At 60.9% G+C, this 13,729-nt stretch carries 13 protein-coding genes; 9 read left to right on the top strand and 4 right to left on the bottom strand.

Features of this window, described 5'->3' with window-relative positions:
* The first annotated feature begins 272 nt into the window (after positions 1-272).
* The 3 genes from kdpC to ACZZ0G_RS03035 all read left to right on the top strand — a co-directional run bounded on the left by kdpC (position 273) and on the right by ACZZ0G_RS03035 (position 4,352).
* Positions 273-818 (top strand): potassium-transporting ATPase subunit KdpC, encoded by a 546-nt coding sequence (gene kdpC, locus ACZZ0G_RS03045; protein WP_463555261.1) that lies wholly within the window; start codon positions 273-275, stop codon positions 816-818.
* Positions 819-956: 138 nt separating this feature from the next.
* Positions 957-3,608 carry a DUF4118 domain-containing protein gene (locus ACZZ0G_RS03040; protein ID WP_463555260.1) on the top strand — a complete coding sequence of 884 codons (2,652 nt, stop codon included), beginning with the start codon at positions 957-959 and terminating at the stop codon, positions 3,606-3,608.
* A gap of 48 nt (positions 3,609-3,656) precedes the next feature.
* Entirely contained in the window at positions 3,657-4,352 is a 696-nt protein-coding gene (locus tag ACZZ0G_RS03035) for a response regulator (protein ID WP_463555259.1), read from the top strand.
* 109 nt (positions 4,353-4,461) lie between these two features.
* On the opposite strand, the gene ACZZ0G_RS03030 is transcribed toward ACZZ0G_RS03035, so the two are convergent.
* Positions 4,462-5,499 (bottom strand): patatin-like phospholipase family protein, encoded by a 1,038-nt coding sequence (locus ACZZ0G_RS03030; protein ID WP_463555258.1) that lies wholly within the window; start codon positions 5,497-5,499, stop codon positions 4,462-4,464.
* Positions 5,500-5,715: 216 nt separating this feature from the next.
* Here ACZZ0G_RS03030 and ACZZ0G_RS03025 point away from each other — a divergent pair, with 216 nt between their 5' ends.
* From ACZZ0G_RS03025 to ACZZ0G_RS03015, 3 genes are all read left to right on the top strand, one after another.
* Positions 5,716-5,994 carry a hypothetical protein gene (locus ACZZ0G_RS03025; protein ID WP_007908543.1) on the top strand — a complete coding sequence of 93 codons (279 nt, stop codon included), beginning with the start codon at positions 5,716-5,718 and terminating at the stop codon, positions 5,992-5,994.
* A gap of 99 nt (positions 5,995-6,093) precedes the next feature.
* The gene (locus ACZZ0G_RS03020) at positions 6,094-6,849 is read left to right on the top strand and encodes a CHAD domain-containing protein (protein WP_463555257.1); all 756 of its coding nucleotides are present in this window, start codon (positions 6,094-6,096) and stop codon (positions 6,847-6,849) included.
* Between the two features lie 237 nt (positions 6,850-7,086).
* Positions 7,087-7,881 carry an acyl-CoA thioesterase gene (locus ACZZ0G_RS03015; protein WP_463555256.1) on the top strand — a complete coding sequence of 265 codons (795 nt, stop codon included), beginning with the start codon at positions 7,087-7,089 and terminating at the stop codon, positions 7,879-7,881.
* A gap of 1 nt (position 7,882) precedes the next feature.
* Here the strand turns inward: ACZZ0G_RS03015 and ACZZ0G_RS03010 are convergent, their stop codons facing one another.
* From ACZZ0G_RS03010 to ACZZ0G_RS03000, 3 genes are all read right to left on the bottom strand, one after another.
* Positions 7,883-8,248 carry a DUF962 domain-containing protein gene (locus ACZZ0G_RS03010; protein WP_007908547.1) on the bottom strand — a complete coding sequence of 122 codons (366 nt, stop codon included), beginning with the start codon at positions 8,246-8,248 and terminating at the stop codon, positions 7,883-7,885.
* A 213-nt stretch (positions 8,249-8,461) separates the two neighbouring features.
* The gene (locus ACZZ0G_RS03005) at positions 8,462-9,943 is read right to left on the bottom strand and encodes a methyl-accepting chemotaxis protein (protein ID WP_463555255.1); all 1,482 of its coding nucleotides are present in this window, start codon (positions 9,941-9,943) and stop codon (positions 8,462-8,464) included.
* A 211-nt stretch (positions 9,944-10,154) separates the two neighbouring features.
* The gene (locus ACZZ0G_RS03000; protein WP_463555254.1) at positions 10,155-10,961 is read right to left on the bottom strand and encodes a TatD family hydrolase; all 807 of its coding nucleotides are present in this window, start codon (positions 10,959-10,961) and stop codon (positions 10,155-10,157) included.
* A 236-nt stretch (positions 10,962-11,197) separates the two neighbouring features.
* Between ACZZ0G_RS03000 and ACZZ0G_RS02995 the strand changes: the two genes are divergently transcribed.
* The 3 genes from ACZZ0G_RS02995 to ACZZ0G_RS02985 all read left to right on the top strand — a co-directional run bounded on the left by ACZZ0G_RS02995 (position 11,198) and on the right by ACZZ0G_RS02985 (position 13,723).
* Positions 11,198-12,619 carry an MltF family protein gene (locus ACZZ0G_RS02995; RefSeq protein ID WP_463555253.1) on the top strand — a complete coding sequence of 474 codons (1,422 nt, stop codon included), beginning with the start codon at positions 11,198-11,200 and terminating at the stop codon, positions 12,617-12,619.
* Positions 12,620-12,731: 112 nt separating this feature from the next.
* A complete protein-coding gene (locus ACZZ0G_RS02990; protein ID WP_007908568.1) occupies positions 12,732-13,166 on the top strand; it encodes a DoxX family protein in 435 nt (144 codons plus the stop codon).
* A 248-nt stretch (positions 13,167-13,414) separates the two neighbouring features.
* Positions 13,415-13,723, top strand: a complete 309-nt coding sequence (locus ACZZ0G_RS02985) for a hypothetical protein (RefSeq protein WP_003226820.1) — start codon at positions 13,415-13,417, stop codon at positions 13,721-13,723.
* The last annotated feature ends 6 nt before the right edge of the window (positions 13,724-13,729 follow it).

Below are 13,729 nucleotides of genomic sequence, written 5' to 3'. Positions count from 1 at the left end.
ACTTGAGATACCGAGCCGAACTCAGGTTTTGAACAGCACAGAAATCGGCTCCCTTTCCCTTTCCCTTTGGCGACTTGGCGGGGAGAGGGGACTGAGCTAGGCCTTTAAGGGATTTGCACCGACCTGAAATACCGAGCCGAACGCAGTTTTGAACAGCACAAAGATCGGCCCCCTTTCTCACTCGCCCCCTTGGGGGAGAGGGCTGGGGTGAGGGGGAAAAGATTCCCCTGACACCCCACCAAAGTTTGCCCAATGAATTCGAGGATCCTGAAATGTCCACAATGATACGTCCGGCCCTGAGCCTGCTGGTACTGATGACCCTGGTCACTGGCGTCGCCTATCCACTGGTGGTGACCGGTGTCGCTCAGGTTGCCTTCCCAGAGCAAGCCAACGGCAGCCTGGTGCATGACGCCGACGGCAAGGTCCGCGGCTCATCGCTGATTGCCCAGGATTTTGTCGGCGATGCATGGTTCCATCCACGGCCATCGGCCGGTGCGTTTGCGACGGTTTCCAGCAGCGCCAGCAACCTCGCGCCGAGCAATCCGGCACTCGCCACACGGGTGATCGACGACGCCAATAAATTGCAGGTTCCCGGCCAGGGTCCGGTGCCATTGGCCTTGCTGACCACTTCCGGCAGTGGCCTCGATCCACACTTGCCTCCGGCGGCAATTGCCTATCAACTGGCGCGTGTTGCGACGGCGCGAAACTTGCCGGTATCGACCTTGCAACAACTGCTCGATGCGCACATCGAACAGCCGCTGGTGGGGCCGCCGGTGGTGAATGTGCTGGCGCTGAACATGGCATTGGAAAAACTGTAGAAGATGATCGTTCCCACGCTCTGCGTGGGAATCCATCAATGGACGCTTTGCGTCTGCTTTGGTGGGACGCAGAGCGTCCCGGGCTGCATTCCCACGCAGAGCGTGGGAACGATCAATCAGCAAGAGAGAACTTCAAGCATGAGCGACTCCGGCCGCGCCGACGCGCTGTTAGCAGACCTGCCCCGTGACGGCCGTGGCCGGCTCAAGGTTTTCCTCGGCGCCGCCCCCGGTGTCGGCAAAACCTACGCCATGCTCCAGGCCGCGCACACGCAACTGCGCCAAGGCGTGAAAGTTATTGCCGGCGTGGTCGAAACCCACGGCCGCGCCGAAACCGAAGCGCTGCTCGGCGGTTTGCCGCAGCAACCGCTGGTGCGCTCGGAATACCGTGGCGTGATGCTCGAAGAAATGGACCTCGACGGTATCCTCGCCGCCAAGCCGAAACTGGTGCTGGTCGATGAACTGGCCCACAGCAACGCTCCCGGCAGCCGTCACGCGAAACGCTGGCAAGACATTCAGGAACTGCTCGCCGCCGGCATCGACGTGTTCACCACGGTCAACGTCCAGCATCTGGAAAGTCTCAACGACCAAGTGCGCGGCATCACCGGTGTGCAGGTTCGCGAAACACTGCCCGACTGGGTGCTGCAAGAAGCTTACGAACTGCTGCTGATCGACCTGCCGCCGCGCGAATTGCTCGAGCGTCTTCGTGAAGGCAAAGTCTACGTGCCGGAGCAGGCGCGGGCGGCGATCGATGCATTTTTCACCCAGACCAACCTCACCGCATTGCGCGAACTGGCGATGCAAACCGCCGCCGCGCAGGTCGATAACGATCTCGCCCAAGGCTATCGCCAACTCGGGCAAGCCGCCCCGGCAGTGCGCGGGCGATTGCTGGTCGGCGTTGATGGCGATGCGCAGGCCGAACGCCTGGTTCGGCATGCCAGCCGCGTCGCCCAGCGCAGGCATTTGCCGTGGAGTCTGGTGCACGTCGACAACGGCAGCGTACGCGACGAGCAATCACGCCTGCGCCTGCAAAGCGCTCAGCAACTGGCCGAACGCCTCGGTGGTGAAGTGGTTTTATTGCGCGCCGGTGAAGTGGCGAAAACCTTGGTCCAGCATGCCGCCGAGCGCCGTGCGAGTCTGGTGTTGGTCGGTCAGTCTCGGCCGAGCTGGCGTCGTCGACTGTTCGGCGGTGGCTTGGCGGCGCGTCTGTTGCGTCAGGCCCATGGGCTGGAAATCAACGTCCTCGACAACGATCATGAACACCCGCAATCGCGCCCGCGAAACCCGCTGACGCTGGTGTGGTTCGACTACGCGCTGGCGCTGGTCGCCACGGTGTTGGCCAGTGCCTTGGCGTGGGCAGTGTCCAGCGTCTTGCCGTTGCCGAACATCTCGCTGGTGTTCCTCGCGGCGGTGCTGCTGGTGGCGGTGCGCAGCAGTCTCGGCCCGGCGCTGGCCTGTGCGGCGCTGTCGTTTCTGACCTATGACTTTCTGTTCATTCCGCCGAATTTTTCTTTCAGCATTCAGCGCGAAGAAGACGTGCTGACCTTGTTGTTCTTCCTGCTGATGGCGGCGCTCACCGGCAATCTTGCGGCGCGGCAGCGTCGGCAATTGCAGGCCCTGCGCGACACCCAGGAAGAGACCACCGAACTGCTCGACCTGTCGCGCAAACTCACCGCCGCGACCGACCGCCAAGCCGTGGTCAGTGCCGCCGCGCAACACCTCAATGGCTGGAGCGATCTGCAACTGTGCCTGCTCAATCGCGACGGGCAGGGCGGCTGGAAAGTCGAAACCGGCGGGCCGCTGCAATTTACCGAGGCCGAACGCGCCGCCGCCGATTGGGCCTGGCAACACGATCAACCGGCGGGCATGGGCACCGGCACCTTGCCGTTCGGGCGTTGGTGGTGGTGGCCGCTTTCCGTGGAGGATGGGCCGCTGGCGCTGCTCGGCGTGTGTGCCAAAGAAGGCCAGACCTTGAGCGGCCAGCGCCGGCGCTTGCTCACCGCGTTGAGTCAGCCGCTCGCCCAAGCGCTGGCGCGGGCGCAACTGGCGGATGATCTGGAAGCCGCACGTCTGCATGGTGAGACGGAGCAGTTGCGCAGTGCCTTGCTGGCCTCGGTGTCCCACGACTTGCGCACGCCGCTGACTGCCATGCGCGGCAGCATCGACAGCCTGTTGGCCCTCGGCGAAGCGATTCCGCTGGAAGATCGCCGTGAGCTGCTCGAAGGCACCCGAGATGAAGCCGAACGCCTCGACCGCTACATTCAGAACCTGCTCGACATGACGCGCCTTGGCCACGGTGCTTTGAAGCTGGCGCGGGACTGGGTGTCGCCGGCCGACATCGTCGGCAGTTCGCTCAATCGTCTGCGTGCGGTGCTGGCGCCGTTGCAGGTCAGCACCGATGTGCCGAGCGAGTTGCCGTTGCTGTTCGTGCATGCCGCGCTGATCGAGCAGGCGCTGGTCAATGTCTTGGAAAACGCCGCACGCTTCTCGCCAAGCAACGGTCGCCTGCAACTGAGCGCGGGAGCGAATGACCAAGAGATTTTCTTCTCGGTCAGCGATGAGGGGCCGGGGATTCCCGAGGATGAACGGGCGAAGATTTTCGACATGTTCTACACCGCTGCCCGGGGTGATCGCGGCGGCCAGGGCACCGGCCTCGGGCTGGCGATCTGTCAGGGTATGGTCGGCGCGCACGGCGGTCGCATCAGCGTTGCCGACGGTATTGATGGACGCGGCACCTGCATCACCTTGCACTTGCCGTTGCAGACACAACCGGGGTTGGACGATGAAGGCTGAATCCGACTGCGCTACTCTCTTGCCAATCTTTTGTGTTGATGTGAATTCATGAGCCAGACCGCGACCATTTTGGTCATCGACGACGAACCGCAGATCCGCAAGTTTCTGCGCATCAGCCTCGCTTCCCAAGGTTACAAAGTGCTTGAGGCCGGCACCGGCGCCGAAGGGTTGGCGCAGGCCGCGCTGAACAAGCCGGACTTGCTGGTGCTCGACCTCGGTTTGCCGGATATGGACGGCCAGCAAGTGCTGCGCGAGTTTCGCGAATGGGCGACGGCACCGGTGCTGGTGTTGTCGGTGCGTGCCAGCGAAGGGCAGAAAGTCCAGGCACTGGATGGCGGTGCCAATGACTACGTGACCAAGCCGTTCGGCATTCAGGAGTTTCTTGCCCGGGTGCGCGCCTTGTTGCGTCAGGCGCCGACGGGAGAGGCGCAGCAGGCGGCGTTGAGCTTCGGCCCGTTGACCGTGGATCTGGCCTATCGGCGGGTGTTGCTCGACGGTGTCGAAGTGGCGTTGACCCGCAAGGAATACGCGGTGCTGGCGCAACTTGCGCGGCATCCGGGGCGGGTGATCACCCAGCAGCAATTGCTCAAAGATATCTGGGGGCCGACGCACACCGAGGACAGCCATTATCTGCGGATTGTGGTGGGCCATTTGCGCCAGAAACTGGCGGATGATCCGACGCGGCCGCGGTTTATCGTGACTGAGGCAGGGGTTGGCTATCGGCTTTTGAGCGATATCGGCTGATCTGGCCTCTTCGCGAGCAGGCTCGCTCCCACAGGGGAATGCATTCCAAATGTGGGAGCGAGCTTGCTCGCGAAGAGGCCATCGAACCTACCCGAGAAATCAGGTCAGATCACCCCTGATCACTGTCATACCGATCCAGCGTATCCCGCGCAATCTCCCGTCCCAGCGCGATCAACTCCGGCGCCTTGTAGAACTCGAAAAACCGGCACACCCGCTTCGGCACATTGATCAGGATATCCGGCGGATACCCGGCGATCTTGTATTGCGCCAGAGAGGTCTGCATCACCTCGAAACTCTGGTTGATCAAATCCAGCAACGAGGCCGGCCCGACGTTATCGATGATGAACGAACCGGTCGCCGATTTCGGCGCGCCTTCACGCTCGGGCGCGGCCGCCGGTTGTTGGCTTTCCGGCTCGGCGCCGTCCAGCCAGGGATTGATGTCCGCCGCTTCGGCGCGCAGCGCTTCCTGCTCGAGCCGCAACAGTTGCTCGGCCTGTGTTCGGCGGAACGGCATCTTCGACCCCAGCGAGCTGATCAGGCTGTCGAAGCGCGAGCGGAACGCGGCCGGGCGCTGGATCACCGGCAATTTGTAATGACGCTGGTTGGTCGAGTTGAGATTGACCGCAATGATCAGATCACAGTGGCTCGACACCACTGGCACGATCGGCAACGGGTTGAGAATGCCGCCGTCGACCAGCATGCGATTGCCTTGCATCACTGGCGTGAACAGGCTGGGAATCGCCGCCGAGGCGCGCATTGCCTGATGCAGGCAGCCTTCCTGAAACCAGATTTCCTGCTGATTGGTGAGGTCAGCGGCGACGGCGGTGTAGGGGATGCGCAAGTCTTCGATGTTGATCTCGCCAACGATCTTGCGGATCTGGCCGAAGACCTTTTCGCCACGAATCGCACCGAGACGAAAACTCACGTCGACCAGGCGCAGCACATCCAGATAGTCGAGACTTTCGATCCAGTTCTTGTAAACATCGAGTTTGCCGGCGGCATAGATCCCGCCAACTACGGCGCCCATCGAACAACCGGCAATGCAGGCGATTTCGTAACCGCGTTTCTCGATCTCTTCAATGACCCCGATATGGGCATAGCCCCGGGCGCCACCGGAGCCCAGTACCAGCGCGACACGTTTTTTCATCCAGCGTCCTCCCGACAAGGTTCCACAATGCACCCATCGCCGGGCAGGCTCAATCGCCGAGGTCGTTGAGTGCGCCGGTGACGTCGTTTTTTCGATACTGCATGACCCTTCGGCGCTATCCTTCTCAGTTGCGCGGTTTCACCCGTCGGCAAGGCACTTTTTTGCAGCCTTACCGTCTTACCTGCACGACTGTTGACCTATTTTGAGGTGTGAGTGATGAAAGCCTGGATCTGTGTGCCGTTGATGGCTTTGGCATTGGCCGGTTGCGCCGGCAAAACCGCGTACCGCGACAGCTGCGGCAGCCAGCTCGACGCGGCATGGCATGAGCTGGATCTGGCCAAGGCCGAAGGCTTTGCCGGCACCGTCAGTTACTCGAAAGCGTTGTCGCTGCTGACCGCCGCCAAGACCCAGCAGCAATTCGAAGGGTTTGAAGGCTGCAGCAAGAAGGCCGAGAAGGCGCGTTTCTACATTCGCGAATCCCGCGCCGGCCGATAAAAGCAGCGGCAAGATTTCAGCTGCAAGCTACAAGTAGTAGGCGCTCACACAACTTGTAGCTTGCAGCTTGCAGCTTCTAACTGTTTACGGAGTAAACCTATGGTTGACCGGTTGGTGGCTCATGTCCTGAGTCTGGAAGTGCGGCTGCTGGCCTGTCAGGCGCGACTGACTGCACGCACCGACCCCGAGGCGTTGCACGATCTGCGCACGACGGTGCGGCGCTTGCGCAGTCTGTTAAGGCCATTGCGCGGTTTGCCCGGTGTCGAGCAACTGGAAGACGCCGCTTCGGCGGTCGGTCAATTGACCACACCGTGGCGCGATCGCGAAGTGTTGGCGGCTTACCTGCTCAAACATGATCAGCCCGAAGCCGCGCAACGGCGCATGACGCAGATGGCCGAGGCCTATCCGGCGCTGGCGGCGAGTGCCGAGGTCGCTTCGCTGCTGATGATTCTCGACGCTTTTCCACGTTTCCTGCGCGCTTCCCAACGTCAGGGCTTGCTCAAGGGGTTGGACAAACGCATCGAAAAACGCTTGGGCAAGCAATGGCAGAAGCTCGACGAGGCGCTGCACGACCCAGCCCACGACCGCCATCGCCTGCGTTTGCTGATCAAGCGCGTGCGCTACGGCATCGAGGCTTATCCCGAACTGGACCGCTTGCCCGCCGCAGCGTTGAAGCGATTGAAGTCCGCGCAAGGCGCGTTGGGTGACTGGCACGATTGCTGGCAGTGGCTGGCGAAAGCTGAGCTGGAGGCAGATCTGCAACCCTGCGTCGCCACTTGGCAGGCGACCATGATTACCGCTGAAACCAAAGCCGATCGCGTGCTCGAAAAACTTAGTAGCTCCTGCTTCAAATAATCCTGAATTCACCACACCCCATGTGGGAGCGAGCTTGCTCGCGAATGCGTTCTGTCAGGCGGTACATTTTTACCTGACACACCGCCTTCGCGAGCAAGCTCGCTCCCACAGGGTGTTGCGTGTGCCAAGAAGTGGTGTAAGGCCTTTCTGTCAGCCCATTTGACCGGAATAGACGCTGCGGCGCGGTGCAGGTCTGGTTAAGATCCCTGCATTCCTTTCTCGCTTTCTGAGGTTGCCATGCGCTTTAGCGATCTGCTCGATGCGGTCCGCCGCCAACCGGAACTGACCATTCCTGCCGAATGGGGCCAGGGCCGTGCCAGTTTCGGTGGTCTGGTTGCCGCGCTGCAATACGAAGCCATGCGCGCGAAAGTCCCGGCGGATCGCCCGGTGCGTTCGCTGGCGATCACCTTTGTCGGCCCTGTCGAGCCAGACGTGCCGGTGAGTTTCGAAGTCGATGTGTTGCGCGAAGGCAAAGCCGTCAGCCAGGTCATGGGCCGGGCGATGCAGAAGGGTCAGGTGGTGACGATCGTCCAGGGCAGCTTCGGTGCTTCGCGGCCTTCGGAGGTGGCAGTCGAAGCCTACCCGGCGCCGTCAATGAAACACTGGGACGAATGCCAGGAATTGCCCTACATCAAAGGCGTGACCCCGGAATTCATGCGCCATCTGGCGATGCGCTGGAGCGTCGGCGGTATGCCGTTCACCGGTAATCAATCGCGGCTGATGGGCGGCTGGGTGCGGTTGCGTGGAGATGTCAAAGAAGAGCCGGTCAACGAGGCGCATCTGCTGGCTCTGGTGGATGCATGGCCGCCCGCGCTGTTGCCGTATCTGAAGAAGCCGGCACCCGGCAGTACGCTGACCTGGACCATTGAATTCGTGCAGCCGCTACACGATTTGAGCACGCTGGACTGGTGCCAGTACCTCGCCGATATCGAGTATGCCGCTGACGGCTACGGCCATATCGCCGCCAAGCTGTGGAGCGCAGAAGGGCAGTTGATTGCGATGAGTCGCCAGACCGTCACGATCTTCGCCTGACTCAATGCCGACGGTGGCGCTCTCGCCAGGCGCGCCACCAGCCGCCGCTGAGAAAGAAGCGCGGAAAAGTCAGAAACTGCTCGACCAGTAACCGCGACACCGCATCTTTTCGATCACTGAACGGCTCGGAGGCTTGCGCCTCCAGGCTGTGGCCGTGGCGCTGCAAACCCAGCGCCGCAACGATACCGATCACGCCGATGGCGACGCTGGCCAGACTCAGGCTGAACACCCCGGAGACAATCAGCAGAAACGCGACGATGAACAGCGGCACGGCAATCAGGTGCAGCACCAGATTGGTCGGGTGCTGATGATTGCCCGGGTACGCGCGCCATTGCCACGCGGGAAGGTTGGGGTGACGTTTGCCCATGTTTTCTACTCCTCGATCCATGTTGAACTCATGGTTGAAGAATAGGCCCGGGCGCGGAGGGCGGCGAATCAAGGTTGGCTATTGAAGTGATAGGCGTCATCGCAGGATTCGATGCTGAGCAGACTGACGCCTTCGCGAGCAGGCTCGCTCCCACAGAGGATTTGTGAGCGCCCCAGATCCAATGTGGGAGCGAGCTTGCTCGCGAAAGGGCCCTCAGAGTTTCAACTGCCCGATCGCCTTGTTGAGTTCCCCAGCCAACGTCGCCAACTCATTACTGGTGGTCGCCGAATCCACCGTCTGTTGCACGGTGTTCTCGGTCACATCGCGAATGCTCACCACCGCCCGGCTCATCTCCTCGGCGACCTGACTTTGCTGCTCCGCCGCGACGGCAATCTGCGTGTTGCTTTCACGCATCTGCGCCACCGCTCCGGTGATTTCCGCTAGCGCCGCGCCGGCCTCTTGCGCTTGCTGCACGCAATCGTCGGCCTTGTACGAACTTTCCTGCATGAAATCCACCGCATCGCGAGTGCCAGCCTGCAACGCCGAGACCATGGTGGTGATCTCGTCGGTCGAGGTCTGCACGCGTTTGGCGAGGTTACGCACCTCATCGGCAACCACGGCAAACCCCCGGCCCATTTCACCGGCGCGGGCGGCCTCGATGGCGGCGTTCAGCGCCAGCAAATTGGTCTGCTCGGCAATGCTGTGAATCACGCTGACCACGCCGTTGATTTTCTGGCTGTCCTCGGCCAGCCGCTGAATCATCTCGGCCGTTTGCTGCACACCGCTGGAGAGTCCAGCAATCGAATGCTGCACCCGGGCGACCACTTGTTGACCGCTGCCGGCGAGGCCATCGGCGGTCTGCGACAGATCGCGGGTGGCGCCAGCGTGCTGGGCGATGTGATAAACGGTGGCGGTCATTTCGTTGATCGCGGTGGCGGCCTGATCGGTTTCGCTCTGCTGACCGAGCATGCCGTGGCGCACCTCGTTCATGCTCGACGCCAGCCGCGCCGCGCCGACATCCAGTTGCCGTGCGGTGTTGGCCACTGTGGTGACGACGCGCTGATAACCGGCCTGCATTGCGTTGAACGCATTGGCCATCTGCCCGACTTCGTCTTTGCCGGCCAGCGGCACACGGGCCGAGAGATCGCCGCTTTTCTCAACGTGAAGCATCACGTCCTTCAAGGTGTTGAGCTGGCTGAGCAGAAAGCGGATCAGCAGTTGCGAGGCACAGAGCATGGCGAACATCAGGATGAACACCGCCACCGCATAGTTGGCGAAACGCTCGCTGAACACCTGACCCAGGCTCGGGCCATAGGCAATCACCGCGACCTGCTGGCCATCGGCGCGGCTGAACACTTCAGCGCCCATCAACGGATTTTCGCCGAACAGCGGCAGGTGATTGATGGCGTTCCAGCCGTTGCTTTCAGTGATTTCCAGCAGGGGTTGATCATTCAAACGCGGAGCCTCACCGCGTTTGAAGGTCAGCACTTGCTCGGCTTTCGGCAACGGCTGCCCGGCCGGCCAGGCCTTGAGCAATTGCGCCTGCGCTTGCGCCGAGACCTGTGACGCGTGGCTGCGCGCCTGCTGTTCGAGCTGCACGGCGTACAACACCAACAACAGGGTGGTGATGAAGGCGACCGCGTTGACCGCCCAGAATTTGTATTTCAGCGAGATATTGCTAAGCCAGGCACCCATGGAGGTCTTCTCTGATAGCGGAAACAGTTTTGGCAAGGTGCCATTATTGTGCCGCTATGCAGATATGCGGATCTTGATGCACATCAACAGAACACATCGCCCCCCTGTGGGAGCGAGCCTGCTCGCGAAGAGGGCGTGTCAGCCAACATTTACGCCATCTGAACCAGCGCTTTCGCGAGCAGGCTCGTTCCCACAGGGGAATTCTGGTGTGTCAGGAGAGGGCGTGGAGGTTGTAGAACGCTCGGGCACACGCGGTGGTGTGGGCCGCCAGATCTTCCTCGGTTTCGCCGCGGTGCAACGCCACCTCACGCAGCACTTCAGTCAGATACGCCGGCTCATTGCGCCCGTTCTTCGGTTTCGGTCGCAGCGTGCGCGGCAGCAGATACGGCGCGTCACTTTCCAGCATCAAACGCCCGCGCTTGATCTCCTTCACCAGGGGATGCAAATGCGTGCCGCGGCGCTCGTCGCAGATCCAGCCGGTGATGCCGATGTGCAAATCCAGATCGAGGTAGCTGAACAACGCCTTTTGCTCGCCGGTGAAGCAGTGCACCACAGCGGCCGGCAGTCGATCGCGGAAGTCTTTCAATATCTCCAGCAAACGCTGGCTGGCGTCGCGCTCGTGCAGGAACACCGGCAGTTGCAGTTCAACGGCCATGGCCAGATGTTCTTCGAGTACTTTTTCCTGTTGCGGGCGTGGCGAGAAATCGCGGTTGAAATCCAGCCCGCACTCACCCACGGCTACCACGTTTTTCTCCTGCAGCAGACTGCGCAAACGGCGCGCGCTGTCAGCGTTCCAGTCACTGGCCGAGTGCGGGTGAATACCGGCGGTGGCGAACAGTCGCTGGCCGCTTTCATCGAGTTGCTGGCACAGCTCCAGGGCTTGCTCGCTGCCCTCGACGCTGGTGCCGGTCAGCACCAGTTGGCAGACCCCGGCCGCATAGGCCCGGTCGAGCACGGCCTGGTGTTTGTCGGCGAAACTGGGGTTGGTCAGGTTGACGCCGATATCGATGAGTTGCATGGTTGCTACCTCGGGCCGAAGGCCGGAAAGCATACCAGAGCTGTAGATTCATAAGAAAAGCCAAGAACTACAACGAGTTATAGCTGTCTGTTGATGCCGCGACGCAGACCGGTTTGGTAGAAGTGCCATTACTGTGCCAGTCTCTCGCACGTTGCCAGCGCTTATGGCGCTCTGTTTTCGTCGGTGATTTCGACCTTTTAAAGATGAAATCGCCCCGTATTCTTTCCGGAGAGTGGATGGTTCGTCCCTCGGTTTTGCTGTTGTTGTGTGGATCGTTGCTGCTGCCGATGACGGCGGTCGCGCGCCTGCCCGGGCCGCTTCAAGCCGTGCCGGCGGCCAAGGTGCGCGACCTGTCCGAGATTCGCAGCAGCCGTGTGTTGCGCGTGCTGGTCAACCAGAGCCGCAACAGCTCCGGCGAAGTGCAGGGCCAGGCCATCGGCGTCGAATACCATCGTCTGCGCGCCTTTGAGCAATACCTCAATGGCCACGCCCGCGACGGTCAGGAAATCACCCTCAAGATCATTCCCAAAGCCAAGGATCAACTACTCGGCGCTTTGCAGCGTGGCGAGGGTGATCTGGTCGCACCGGGCGAATTGCTTGAGCTGCAACCGGGCTACGCGGTGGCCAGCAGCGAACCGATTGCCAGCAACGTGCCATTGGTGTTGGTGGGGATCAAGGGCGAGCGGCGCTACAGCAAAGTCGAGCAGCTTTCTGGCAAAACCCTGGCGTTGCCTACCGGCAGTGCGGCGGGGGAGGCGGTCAGTCAACTCAATCAGAAATTGGCGTTGCACAAACTGGCGCCGATCAAGATCGAATGGGTCGATCCGACGCTAGCGGTCGAAGATGTGCTGGAGATGGTTCAGGGCGGGATTTTCCATCTGACTATCGTCGAGCAACCCATCGCCGAGCGCTGGGGCAAGATTTTGCCGAAACTGCGTTTTGACCGGCAATTGATAATCAGCGAGCCGGGCGAGGAGTATTGGTTCGTACGCCGCGATGCTTCGATGTTGCGCGCGAGCATTGATCGCTTCCTCGGTGGTTACAAGAAACCCTCGAACGAGGATGCAGCGTTTTTGCGCATCTATCGGCGCCTGTATCAAGTCCACAATCCGTTAGCCAAGGCCGATCGCCAGCGTCTGGAAAAACTGCGCCCGACTCTGCAAAAGCACGCCGCCGCGCAGAACATGGACTGGCTGAATCTGGCCGCACTGGCTTTCAAGGAATCACGCCTGCAACCCAATGCCCGCAGCGGCAGTGGTCCGACCGGGCTGATGCAGATCACGCCTTCCGCCGCTCAGCGAGTCGGCGTGAACAACATTCAGAATCTCGATGCGAATGTGCAGGCCGGGGCCAAATATCTGGCGATGATCCGCCGCAAGTTCTTCAACAGCCCCAAGCTCAATGAGCGCGAACGCATGGCGTTCACCCTGGCGGCTTACAACATCGGCCCCGAGCGCGTGCAGGGCATGCGCGCTGAGGCCCGGCGCCGAGGGTTGAACCCGAACCAGTGGTTCTTCCAGGTCGAGCGCATCGCCATGGAGCAGGTAGGAATGGGGCCGGTCAGCTATGTTAATAGCGTGAACAAGTATTACTTGGCGTTTGACCGGGAGCGGGAGTCGTTGGAGCCCGGGGCGCAAAAAGTCGTCTCACGGAAATAATCTAATAAACTGATTGTTATGGCGGAATATTTGCGCTTTTAACATGAAATTTACTGATTAATATAGCGACCAACCAACACACACAACTTCTCGCAAAAACAAGGAATGCCCCATGAGCTCTCTGATCAACAAAGTACTGTTCACCCGCGCTGGCTACGGTCTGACCATCCTGCGCATCGCTGTCGGCGTGATCTTCGCTGCGCACGGTTCGCAAAAACTTTTCGGTCTGTTCGGTGGTTACGGTCTGGCGGGCACCGCGCAGTACATGGACAGCATCGGTCTGCACCCGGGTTACCTGATGGCCACATTGGCCGGCGGTACTGAGTTCTTCGCTGGCCTGGCCTTGATCATCGGCCTGCTGGTGCGCCCGGCGGCGTTAGGCCTGACCTTCCTGTCGCTGGTGGCCATCTTCACCGTACACATCAGCAACGGTCTGTTTATGGCCAACAACGGTTACGAGTTCGCTCTGGCCCTGCTCGGTGGCAGCCTCGCCGTCCTGATCGAAGGTGCTGGCAAGCTCTCGGTGGACCGCGCCATCGCCGGTTAAGCGCTCTAGCTCAAGGAAAAGGCCCGCATTGTGCGGGCCTTTTTTGTTGCGGCTGATTCTTGACACTGATCGGTCACGTTCTCTAGGATGTTGCCCATGCGCCGATTTAAACAGCTACTTGCGGGGCGCCAGGTGACTTCAACAGTTGCTGTCAGAAGCCGGAACAGGGCTTCGAAATACCGCTAAAGCGCTGGTTCGGTGTTGCCTCTCACCTGCCATGCAGACTTTTGAGGCAGAGACACGACACGATGAATGCACTACGCCCTCCAGCACGTCCCGCGCCGATCACGGCACATATCACCCAGCGCAACCCGAAGATTCTCCTTGGCGGCAAACATCAGCCGACGCTGTTGCGTTATCTCGATGGCTGGCCACGTCGCAGCGGCGGTCCTGCTGCGTTCCTGATCCAGTTTGTCGAAGACGGTGAGTCGCTGGCGCGTTTTGCCAGTGACAGTTTTGATCTGGCAGTGATTCAGGCACCCAGTGCGGAAGATGCGCCGGAGATGATCAAGCAACTGACCCGCGTGGCGCGGCAGGGCTTGATCACACGTCGCTGATACGTT

This window comes from Pseudomonas sp. AC169 (assembly GCF_979258515.1).
The sequence above is the reverse complement of the archived record's forward strand: the minus strand, read 5'-3'. Positions and strand labels throughout refer to the sequence as shown.